The organism is Motilibacter rhizosphaerae (genome assembly GCF_004216915.1).
Lineage (GTDB): Bacteria > Actinomycetota > Actinomycetes > Motilibacterales > Motilibacteraceae > Motilibacter > Motilibacter rhizosphaerae.
This window is the reverse complement of sequence record NZ_SGXD01000001.1, coordinates 57,370-67,349: the sequence shown is the minus strand read 5'-3', so window position 1 is coordinate 67,349 and position 9,980 is coordinate 57,370. Positions and strand designations below refer to the sequence as shown.

Sequence of the window (9,980 nt, the reverse complement as noted above, 5' to 3'; positions counted from 1 at the left end):
TCAGACCATGTAGGTGGAGTTGATGATGGCGCCCTTGCGGGCGTAGTGGATCAGCGCGTCCTGCACGTCGAGCGGGTGGCAGGGGATGACGCCCTCGATGAGGTCCTCCTCGCGCAGGCCGTGCAGCGAGAGGCCGAAGCGGCACACGTAGACCGTGCCGCCCTCCTTGACGAAGGTCGCGACCGAGCCGTTGATGTTCTGCTCGCCGGGGAACGCGCTGTCGCCAGTGGTCGGGAAACCACGTGTGGCCATGCAGTTCATGGCGCCCGGGCCGTAGAAGTAGAGGACCGACTCGAAGCCCTTGCGCAGGGCGCGGGTCGCCTGGAGGATCGCGACGAAGCTCACGCTGGACTCGTGGGCGATGCCGTGGACGAGGGTGAAGTACGACTCGCCCTTCTCCGCCTGGTAGTCGGGGAAGATCTTGGTGCTGCCGTAGATGCTGCTGCCCGGCGGCAGGCTGGGGTGGGGGATCTCGGCCTTGCTCGCGGCGGCGCGCTCGGCGATCTCGGCGTCGACGGACGTGGCGGTGACGGTCATGCTGACTCCTCGGGTCGGTGGGACGGTCAGTCGTAGAGGGCGGAGAAGTTCCTGCGGAAGAAGTGGTCGGCGAGCTCCCCGTCACCGGCGGCTGCAGCGAGCCGGGCCTGCTCGCCTGCCGCGTCGCCCCAGGGCTCGTCGCTCGCGTAGAGCACGCGGTCGTGGCCCACGCCGCGCCGCTCGATCTCGGCGCAGAGCCAGCGCGGCGCGAAGCCGATGGCCCAGCTGGTGTCCGTGTACACGCGCTTGCCGGCGGCGACCCAGTCGAAGAACCTGCCGCCGATCAGCTTCATGTGCCCGCTCATGCCACCGCCGAGGTGCACGAGGTGGAGCGCGACGTCATCGGCGTACGCGTCGACGAGCGCGCCGATCTCGTCGACGTCACTGGCACCGCCGGGACTCGTGTGCACGTGCACGACGAGGCCGTGCTCGCGCGCGGTGGAGAAGATGGTGTCCAGCAAGGGCTTGCACTCGGGGTCCGTCGCGCTACCGCCCAGCAGGAAGCTCATCTTCAGCGCCCGCACGCCCTGCTCGCCCGCGAGCGCCAGGGCCTGTGCCGTGCGCTCGGCGTCACGCGGGAGCGGGGAGACCCAGAGCCCGACGCGTACTCGGTCGTCCTGCTGGGCCGCGTCGAGCACGAGCTCGTTGCCGCGGAACGCGACCTCAGGGTCGGGAACGCCGTAGTTCGGCAGCACCAGCGCCCGCTCGACCCCCTCGACGTCGAGGTCGGCGAGCAGCTCGGCCGGGGTGGCCCGGGCTGCGAGGTCGGCCGAGATGGGCGGGCCGCCGTAGAACGGGTACGCCGGCAGCAGCCCGAGATGCCGATGGGCATCGGCGAGGGGCTTGGTCGGCATGGAGCAATCGGACCTCCGCCGTGTTCCCGACGGATGACATCCGGAACACGTTCTGCGTCCTCCGGAGGGCGCTGTGTTTCAGCGCAGCGGCAAGGCGCTCACTCGCGGAGACGCCTGCTCACGACCACGTACGGGCCGCCGCGTCGAACTCGTCGTCGCTGCTGTGGCGGGGGATGACGCAGAGCAGCAGGCCGCCCGGCGCGCGCAGCGTGACGCACTCGAGCCACCGCCCGACCTCGACCGCGCCGAGGCCGAGCAGCCGGTCCGTCTCCGCGGCGACGTCGTCGGTCTCGATGTCGAGGTGGTAGCGCGGCGCGTCGTCGACGGCCTGCACTGCCGTCACCAGACCCGGCACCGCCCCGGGCAGCGAGGTGAACTGCTCCTCGCCGGGCACGGGCTCGGCGGGCACCCCGAGCGCCGCGGACCAGAAGGCCGAGGCGGCAGGCGCTTCGGCCGTAGGGACGTCGAGGAGGAGCGTCGAGACTCGGCTGCGGTGCACCCGGGCAGGCTAGCCCGGCAGACTGGCGCGAGGAACCCGTCGACGAGGAGGTCGCTCATGGCCGCACCGCAGGACACCCGTACGGAGCCGCCGCTCACCGGCGACGAGCTCACGCTGCTGACGAGCTTCCTGGACTTCCAGCGCCAGACGCTGGAGTGGAAGTGCGCCGGCCTCACGCCCGAGCAGCTCGGGACGCGCGCGGTCCCGACCTCCGAGATCACCCTGCTCGGTCTCGTCCGCCACCTCGCGGCGGTGGAGACCGGCTGGCTGGTCGGCTTCGGCGGCCTGCCCTTCGACCTGTGGCCGGAGGTCGTGCGTGACCGGCAGGAGCAGTTCCGGGTGGACCCGGAGTCCGTGACGGCGGAGGACGTGGAGGCCGCCTGGTCGGCATGGCGGTCGGCGGCGGAGGCGGCCCGGGAAGTGGTGCGCCGGGTGCCGCTGGACATGGAGGACACGCCGTACGGCCGGAGCGAGGCGTTCTCGCTGCGCTGGATCCTCGTCCACCTCGTCGAGGAGTACGCCCGGCACAACGGCCACGCCGACCTCCTCCGCGAGGCCCTCGACGGGGTGACGGGGGAGTAGGTGCCGGCCGTGCTGTGGGACCTCGGCGCGCCGGGCGTGCTCGAGCTGCCCAGCGGGCGGCGGGTACGCGGTCGCGGGCTGCGCCACGGCGTGCCGGCAGGGCCCGATCCGGAGCACGGGCTCTACCTCCTCGGGGTGCGGCCCCCGGACGTGCCCTGGCCGGCGGAGTGGGTGCCCTGGCGCGACTTCCGCCTCCCCACGGACCGGGCAGCCGCTGGAGCGGCGCTGCGGCGCGCCTGGCGGGCGACGGAGGACCGGCGCGTGGAGGTGGCGTGCCGTGGCGGCGTGGGGCGGACCGGCACCGCTCTGGCGTGCCTCGCGGTGCTCGACGGGGTGCCTCCGGAGGAGGCGGTGGCCTTCGTGCGGCGCGGCTACCACCCGCGCGCGGTCGAGACGCCGTGGCAGCGGCGCTTCGCCGAGCGGTTCGGCGAGCGCGCGTGGCCCTCCGACCTGAAGTGACGGGTGGGAGCACGAGGACGTCAGCGGGAGCGCCGGAGGTCACGGTGCGCGCCGGCCGTCGTGGTGCGCGAGGCAGTCTCCCAGGGCCGCGACAGGAGTGGCACGGGCGCCCCGATCAGGGCATGGGTGCGCCCTGCCTGCCTTCACCAGATGGGCGTGGTGCTGCCGGGGTCGCGGTCGATGGTGTGCCGGGCTCTGATGGGTGGCCGGTCGTCGGGCGGTCTCAGCTGGAAGAGGCCGGGCCGGTCGGGGTCGGGTTCGACAGTCCAGCCGTCCTCATGGGCCAGATGGTGGTGCCGCTTGCAGAACAACGCATAGCTGCCGACGTCGGAGAGCCCGCCCTCCGACCAGGGGATCACGTGGTGGGCTTCGAGGCGGATCCGGTCGCAGCCGGGGACGATGCACCCACCGTCCCTCGCCTTGAGCGCTCTCAGCTGCGCGTTCGTCGCGAAGCGCTTGGCGCGGCCCTCGGCGAGGGGGACTCCCAGCTCGCTGGTGAGCAGCGGGGTGATGACCGCGTCGCAGGTGAGCAGCTCCAGCGCTCGTGGGCCGAGTGAGCGCGTGAGGACCGAGGCGAGCGGCGAGCGGGCGGCCCATGCGGGGTCGTCGCCGCGGAGGGTCGCGATGTCGGCGACGAGGGTGAGCCGCGGGCGGGAGCCGTTGACCTCGGGGACGGTGTCGAGGTCGGCGACCATGCCGATCGCGTCAGCCAACGCGTCGTGCCGGCGCTGCGCCGCTGTCCTGTCGTCGGGGGCGCCGTCGATCCCCGGCACCGGCGTGGCGAGGCCGGTGAGGACCTGCTCCAGCAGGTCCCCGAGCTCGGGGGCGAGCAGGCCCGTGACGTGCCGCCACCCGTCCAGCGTCCTCGTCGTAGTGAAGGAGCGCTGGGCGAGGCGGCGCTGCTCCCGCTCCGCCGCAGACTCCCCGACCCCGGCGGCCTCGGCCGCTGCTTGGACGAGGCGGGTGAGGTCGTCGGGGGTGTTGTCCCGGGCGAAGTCCACCAGCGTCTTCTCCAAGCGCGGCAGCTCGTCCGGGGTGTCGGCGAGGTAGCCGACCACGGGCGCGATGCGGCGGACGTGCTGCCACGACACCTCGCCTCCGGCCAGTGCGTCCGCGGCGAGCGGCAGGGAGCGCAACGCCCGGGCGACGCGTACCCGAGACCTCGCGTCCGCCTCGCCTACGCGGGTGTGGTGCCGCAGCCAGGACGCCGACGTCACCGCGAAGTCCGCCCGGTACGCCTGCCGGGAGTCGAACGCCTCCAGCACCTTCGCGTCCGCCGCGTCGAGCACAGCGCGGGTCGCGTGCAGCTCCTTGAGCAGCGAGCCCAGCTCCGCCGCAGGCACCACCGAGAGTTCGAGCGCAGCGAGCTCGGCGAGGCAGGCACGGGCCTGCTCCACCAGTCTCGCAGCTCGGACATCCATACGTCCATACTATTCGAACACATGTTCGATAGCAAGGGAGAAAGGGCTGTTCACGAGGCAATTCTTGGGGACTCGTGGCTGCGCGCGTCCGACCAGGAAGTCGCGGTGTCGCCGCGCCGCGGCTCGTACCCCGAAACGGATGGAGTGCCGGGATCCACCAGTCGCGGTGGCTCTCGTCGCCGGGCTCGAAGCACTTGAGTGGGAACGCGTGAGCGGGACGATGGTCCAGAAACCCTCGGCCCTCCGACCTGCAGCAACAGGCGGACTCAGTGTTCTCCCAGCATCTCGACGTGCGGAACCGTTGTCCTGGCAATAGGTTCTACGTCGCCGGCCGGCACTCCTGCTCCTCATCGTCGAGCGAAGGATCAGCCATGCACCGTGGAACCCGTACGTCCTCGCGCACCGTCTCCGCCGTGGTGGGAGTCGCCGCAGCCCTGACCGGGGCGGGTCTGCTCGCCGCGCCGACGGCCTCGGCGGCCGAGCCAGGGACCGCGTCCCTCGCGTCGGTCCTGCTCGCCAGCGGTGGGCCGAGCTACGACCGCAACGACCACGACTACGACATCCTCACGGGTGCGGTCCTCGCCGTGCTCGCCGCCAAGCCGGACAGCCCGGTCTCGGTGCTGACCGACGGGACCAAACCGCTGACGGCGTTCCTGCCTGATGACAGGGCTTTCGAGGACCTGGTCAGCACGCTGACCGGCAAGGGCGTCAAGACCGAGCAGGGCAACCTCGCCGCCATCGAGTCCCTGGGCATCGACACCGTCGAGCGCGTGCTGCTCTACCACGTCGTGCCGGGCGCGACGATCGACGCGAAGACGGCGGCGGCCTCCGACGGGGCGGTCCTCACCACGGCGGCTGGGGCGACGCTCACCGTCCACGTGGGCGGCCCGATCCGGATCATCGACACGAGCCCGGTCACCCGCGACGCCAAGGTGGCGGTGCCGGACATCAACGCCGGCAACCTGCAGATCGCGCACGGGATCAGCCGGGTGCTGCTGCCGGCGTCCTAGTGCCTGCTGCTGAGCAGGTTCTTCCGGCAGAGACGCCCGTGGGGGCGTGCGGGATCCCCTCCCCGCACACCCCTACGGGCCCGGCCTACGGCAGCTGGATGACGCCGGCCTGGATGGGTGCACTGGCGCCGTACGGCGCACCACTGATCACCAGCACCGAACCGGTCCGCCGGAGAGAACCGGGGCTCTCGATCGGAGCCGAGAACCTGCTGTAGCTGCGCGGCATCGGCGTGCTCAGCCGAGTCCACGCGCCCGGGTCGCCGCCGGCCTTGTTGAGGAAGAAGTCCGCGTCGCTGTTGGCGCTGACGATGATCGTGCCGTCGGGACCGCCGAAGTCAGCCCAGGAGACGTACGGCGCGGACGACGGCGCGTAGCCGTCCTGGTCGACCAGGGCGATCGAGGGCGCGTCGCCGAACTCCTCGGGATCGCTCGCGATCTTGTAGCGCACGGGGTAGTACGTGTCGCTCACGCCGTACTCGTAGGTCATGATCCACTTGTGGTGCGCGATCCGCGCGATCGTGGTCATGCCAGGGCGGTTCGCGTACGCGTCGCCCACTGCGTCGTTGACGACCGGGCCCCAGGTCACGAGGTCGGTGCTGGTCTGGTGGGCGAGCTTCTGCCCGTACAGCGGGTCGCGCTGGTCCGAGTAGTAGCAGACGAGCCGGTCGTGGTTGAGCAGCAGGAACGGCTCCCACACCGGGGTGAACCCGTTGGTGGGGTTGGGGGCGCCGCCCACCGCGACCGTGCTCAGGTAGGTGAACGTCTTGCCGTGGTCCGTGCTCGCGTAGAGCACGATCTTCGTGCTGGAGAAGTCCAGGGAGTTCCCCGCGGCGAGGATGGCGCCCTGCGGCAGGCCGGCGAAGGGCCGGGGCAGCTCGTAGAGGAACGGCTGCAGCCACACGCGTCCAGCGCCGGCACCCACGGTGCCCCAGGGCGCCCAGGTACGACCGTCGTCGTCGCTGCGGTAGATCTGGAAGCCGCCGGGCTTGCCGAACGCGAACTGCTGGTACGTCGCCAGCGTGGTCCGCGTGGTGCCGCTCTGCCCGGGGAGGGCCTCGCTGAGCCGCAGGCCGCGCGCGTAGGACGCGCCCTGGCTGTCGGTGATGGTCACCGGTCCGAAGGGCTGGATGCCCGGGCGGGTCGTGGTGCGGGCGTAGGCCGGGGAGGCGACGCCGAGACCGAGCCCGACTCCCGCTGCTGCGGCGGCGCCGGTCTTGAGGAAGGCCCGGCGCAAGACGCCCGAGGGCGGCGCGGCGAGCGGGGAGTGGGCGGACTGATGCTCCTGCATGGTCACCTCGTCTGTGAGATCTCCAGCGGTGCCCGTCGCCGCGGTCGACGGGAAATCGTTTTCGAGCGGGACCGTAGTCCGCTTCGGTTGCCCGTGTCAACGGTCACACTGCCGTACGACGCGGTGACGTCGTCGAGGAGATGCTGCGCGGCAGCAAGGGAGACGAGCCCCGAGGGGTGCCGGCGGGGCGCGAGGAAAGGTGCAGGATGGGGGCGTGCGCCTGAGCGGCCTCGCGGCCACCTTCGACACCATGGCGGAGGGCTACGACGCGGCCCGCCCCGGCTACCCCGACGCCCTCTTCGCCGATCTCGCGGGGATCGCCGGTCTGGGGCCTGGCTCCCGCGTCCTCGAGATCGGCGCGGGGACGGGCCAGGCCACGCGCGGCCTGCTGGCCCGGGGGTGGCGGGTGCGCGCCCTGGAGCCGGGCCCGGCGCTCGCCGCGGTGCTGCGCCGCAACCTCGGCGACCACCCGGCCCTCGAGGTCGTCGAGGCCACCTTCGAGGAGGACGAGCCCGACGAGCCGGTCGACCTCGTGGTCGCGGCGACGGCCTGGCACTGGCTCGACCCTGCCACGGCGTACGGGCGGGCGGCGACGCTGCTCCGGCCCGGCGGCAGCCTCGCTGTCATCGCGACGGAGCACGTCCTCCCCGCCGACGGCGACCTGTTCTTCCGGGACGTCGAGGAGCTCTACGACGAGGTCGGGCTCGGCGACGGCAAGGGCGGCCCCCAGCCCCCGGACTCGATCGAGCCGCCGCAGCAGGAAGCCCTGCGCAGCAGCACGTCCTTCGACGAACCGGTGGTCCGGCGCTACGTCCAGGGCGTGGACTACACGGCCGACGCGTACGTCGCGGTGCTGGAGACGTACTCCGGGCACATCGCCGCCAGCCCTGAGCAGCGGGAGCGCCTCTTCGCGGGGATCCGCCAGCGCATCGCCGCCAGACCCGAAGGTCTGGTGCGCAAGCACTACCTCAACCTGCTGCAGGTGGCCCGGAGGCGGTGAGGGCCTGCTCGTCGAGCCATGCGAGCAGCGGCTCGCGCATGCCCTCGAGCGACTTGTACGCCGTCATCTCCGGCGTCAGGCCGCGAACCCAGGCTGCCGCGTCGGCACAGGCCGCGGGCGAGGACGTCAAGCAGGACAGCGGGTCCACGAAGGTGCGGATGGTGAACACGACGGCGCCCGACTCCGGCAGCCGGCGCAGCGTCTGCCGCTCGACGCGCAGCCACACGTCGTCCGGCACGCGTGCTGGTGAGAGCGTCGCGCGCCGTGGCTGGAAGAGGGCGGGGTCGTCGAGGATGCTGCCGCCGAGCCGCCACAGCAGGCGGTCGTGGGGCAGCCTCTCCATCAGCTGGTCGACGGGCCGGCCGATCGCGTCGGCATAGCCGGGGACGGGGTCGTGGATCCCCGCGACCGGCTGGCCCATCTTCTCCGCGAGCACCCAGCGCGACGGGAAGCAGACGCAGGCGGCGGCGAGCCGCAGTCGGCCGTCGGGGCCGGGCAGGTGGACGCAGAGGTCCTCCGCGACCAGCAGCGCGGCCGCCTCGAGCGGGGACGAGGCGGCCGGAGCCTCGGCTCCGACCGCGCCCTCGACGACCCGCAGCAGCTCGGCGCAGGCCCCCTCCGAGCCCGGGAGCTCCTGCAGGACCGCCTCGCGGGACTCCCTCAGCAGCCGCGCCTTCTCCCGCAACTGGGCGGCCACGTCGGCGCCGCCCTCCAGCCAGTCCCCCTCGGCCAGGGTGCGAGTCCCGACGCGCAGCCGCTGCGGCCCGTCGGTGAAGGGCAGGTGGCGCGGGAGCACCACCCCACCGTACGGCGTGGCTCAGCCGCCGAACGCGCGCCTGATCTGCTCCTGGACCTCCGCCACGTCCTCCGGCGTCTGGTCCCGGTAGCGCTTGGCGCGCGCCAGCAGGTCGCGCAGCTCCGCCTCGGGTGCCGGCACGACGTACGCCAGGGTGTCGCGCTGCCAGCGCCACCCCTCGGTGAGGGGGCCCGCGTCGACGGCGTCGAACCCGATGCTGTCGAGCAGCGCGATGACGGTCGCCTTCGCGGCGGCGTCGTCACCTGCGACGGGGAGGGCGCGGCGCCCTGGAGTGCCGTGCGGCTGGCCCTGGGTGCGCAGGTGCTCGAAGTAGATGTTGTTGAACGCCTTGACGACCTTGGCGTCCGGCAGCTGGCGCTGGACGAGCTCCGACGTCGTCGTGCTCTCGTCGTCGAGCTCGGCGATCTGCCCGTCGCGCTGCGGGTAGTAGTTGCAGGTGTCGATGACGACCTTGCCGGCGAGCGGGGCTGCGGGCACCTGGTCGACCGCCTTGAGCGGGATGGTGACGACGGCGATCTCCGCTGCTGCAGCGGCTTCCTCCACGGTCGCCGCACGGGCGCCGGCGCCGAGGGAGGCGACCAGGTCGCTCAGCGTCTCCGGGCCGCGGGAGTTGCTCAGCACCACCTCGTGGCCCGCGTCGAGGAGGAGCCGCGCGAGCGTGCCGCCGATGTTGCCGCTGCCGATGAGTCCGTAGGTCGTCATGCCGGCGGCAACCCGCGCCTGCCACGGGCCATTCCCGGACGTACGACGGCCGCGACCCCCCGGAGGGAGTCGCGGCCGTCGTGGTCCTACGCGTCACAGACGCTGTCGCGTCAGGAGCTGAGCGTCGCCTTCTGGTCCTGCGCCGTGGAGGTGATGTTCTCCTTGGCCTGCGCGGCGGAGTCGGTGAGGTCGACCTTCGCCGACTGCGCCTCGCCCTTGACGGTCTCCACCGCGTCCTGCGCGGTCGACTTCAGCGAGTCGAGCGCATCCTGCGCCGGGCCCTGGAGGGCGCCCTGGACCTCGTGCACCTTGTCCTGCAGCGCCGACTTCACCTCGGGGCTGGTGGCCTTCTCCTTGGCCGCAGCGGCGAGCTGCGTCTCCTTCTCGGAGGCCGGCAGCAGCGAGGAGGCCAGCCATCCCAGGCCGAACGCGATGAGGCCGGCGGCGAGGGGGTTGCCCTCGGCCTGCTGGCGCACGGCGCCCGGCGCGGAGTGCAGCGCGTCCCCTGCGGAGGAGAGCTGGTCGCCCGCACTGGACTTCAGGTCGCCGGCGTGGCCGGTCACGGCCCCGGTGCCGGAGGCGACCGACGAGCGGGCCGAGGAGGCCTTGCCCATCACGGCCTCCTTGTAGGTCGTGAGCCGCGAGCGCGCGCTGTCCACCTGGCGGTGGGCGATCGACGAGGGGCTCACCTTGTCGGCGAGCAGGTCGACGTCGCTGCTGAGCTCGGCGCGCGTCCGCTCGATGTCCCGGCGGATGGCGTCCGGGTCGTTGCTGGTGGGGGTGGTCATCGTCTTCTCCTCGGACGGAAGCG

General features: G+C 72.6%; 12 protein-coding genes. 4 read left to right on the top strand and 8 right to left on the bottom strand.

What is annotated here, in order from left to right; translation table 11 throughout:
• From EV189_RS00335 to EV189_RS00325, 3 genes are all read right to left on the bottom strand, one after another.
• Positions 1–537 carry an MSMEG_0572/Sll0783 family nitrogen starvation response protein gene (locus EV189_RS00335; RefSeq protein ID WP_130490976.1) on the bottom strand — a complete coding sequence of 179 codons (537 nt, stop codon included), beginning with the start codon at positions 535–537 and terminating at the stop codon, positions 1–3.
• A 26-nt stretch (positions 538–563) separates the two neighbouring features.
• Positions 564–1,391, bottom strand: a complete 828-nt coding sequence (locus EV189_RS00330) for an amidohydrolase family protein (RefSeq protein WP_130490975.1) — start codon at positions 1,389–1,391, stop codon at positions 564–566.
• Between the two features lie 118 nt (positions 1,392–1,509).
• Positions 1,510–1,890 (bottom strand): VOC family protein, encoded by a 381-nt coding sequence (locus EV189_RS00325; protein ID WP_130490974.1) that lies wholly within the window; start codon positions 1,888–1,890, stop codon positions 1,510–1,512.
• Positions 1,891–1,947: 57 nt separating this feature from the next.
• On the opposite strand from EV189_RS00325, the gene EV189_RS00320 reads away from it, so the two are divergent.
• Together EV189_RS00320 and EV189_RS00315 are read left to right on the top strand one after the other, a co-directional pair.
• Complete coding sequence (locus tag EV189_RS00320) at positions 1,948–2,472, top strand: DinB family protein (protein WP_130490973.1); 525 nt, start codon at positions 1,948–1,950, stop codon at positions 2,470–2,472.
• On the top strand, positions 2,473–2,931 hold the full coding sequence (locus tag EV189_RS00315) for a protein-tyrosine phosphatase family protein (RefSeq protein ID WP_231115935.1): 459 nt from the start codon (positions 2,473–2,475) through the stop codon (positions 2,929–2,931).
• A gap of 143 nt (positions 2,932–3,074) precedes the next feature.
• Here EV189_RS00315 and EV189_RS00310 read toward each other — a convergent pair whose 3' ends face one another.
• Complete coding sequence (locus EV189_RS00310) at positions 3,075–4,328, bottom strand: HNH endonuclease signature motif containing protein (RefSeq protein WP_165400051.1); 1,254 nt, start codon at positions 4,326–4,328, stop codon at positions 3,075–3,077.
• Positions 4,329–4,723: 395 nt separating this feature from the next.
• Between EV189_RS00310 and EV189_RS00305 the strand changes: the two genes are divergently transcribed.
• Positions 4,724–5,362 carry a fasciclin domain-containing protein gene (locus EV189_RS00305; RefSeq protein ID WP_130490971.1) on the top strand — a complete coding sequence of 213 codons (639 nt, stop codon included), beginning with the start codon at positions 4,724–4,726 and terminating at the stop codon, positions 5,360–5,362.
• Between the two features lie 85 nt (positions 5,363–5,447).
• Here EV189_RS00305 and EV189_RS00300 read toward each other — a convergent pair whose 3' ends face one another.
• Positions 5,448–6,650 (bottom strand): sialidase family protein, encoded by a 1,203-nt coding sequence (locus EV189_RS00300; RefSeq protein WP_231115934.1) that lies wholly within the window; start codon positions 6,648–6,650, stop codon positions 5,448–5,450.
• A 214-nt stretch (positions 6,651–6,864) separates the two neighbouring features.
• Between EV189_RS00300 and EV189_RS00295 the strand changes: the two genes are divergently transcribed.
• Positions 6,865–7,650, top strand: coding sequence for a class I SAM-dependent methyltransferase (locus EV189_RS00295; protein ID WP_130490970.1), 786 nt, complete (start codon positions 6,865–6,867; stop codon positions 7,648–7,650).
• Here EV189_RS00295 and EV189_RS00290 read toward each other — a convergent pair.
• From EV189_RS00290 to EV189_RS00280, 3 genes are all read right to left on the bottom strand, one after another.
• On the bottom strand, positions 7,619–8,446 hold the full coding sequence (locus EV189_RS00290; RefSeq protein ID WP_165400050.1) for a heme-dependent oxidative N-demethylase family protein: 828 nt from the start codon (positions 8,444–8,446) through the stop codon (positions 7,619–7,621). The genes EV189_RS00295 and EV189_RS00290 overlap by 32 nt on opposite strands.
• Positions 8,447–8,467: 21 nt before the next feature.
• The gene (locus EV189_RS00285) at positions 8,468–9,169 is read right to left on the bottom strand and encodes an NADPH-dependent F420 reductase (RefSeq protein WP_130490968.1); all 702 of its coding nucleotides are present in this window, start codon (positions 9,167–9,169) and stop codon (positions 8,468–8,470) included.
• A gap of 110 nt (positions 9,170–9,279) precedes the next feature.
• Positions 9,280–9,957, bottom strand: coding sequence for a DUF3618 domain-containing protein (locus EV189_RS00280; RefSeq protein ID WP_130490967.1), 678 nt, complete (start codon positions 9,955–9,957; stop codon positions 9,280–9,282).
• Between the last annotated feature and the right edge of the window lie 23 nt (positions 9,958–9,980).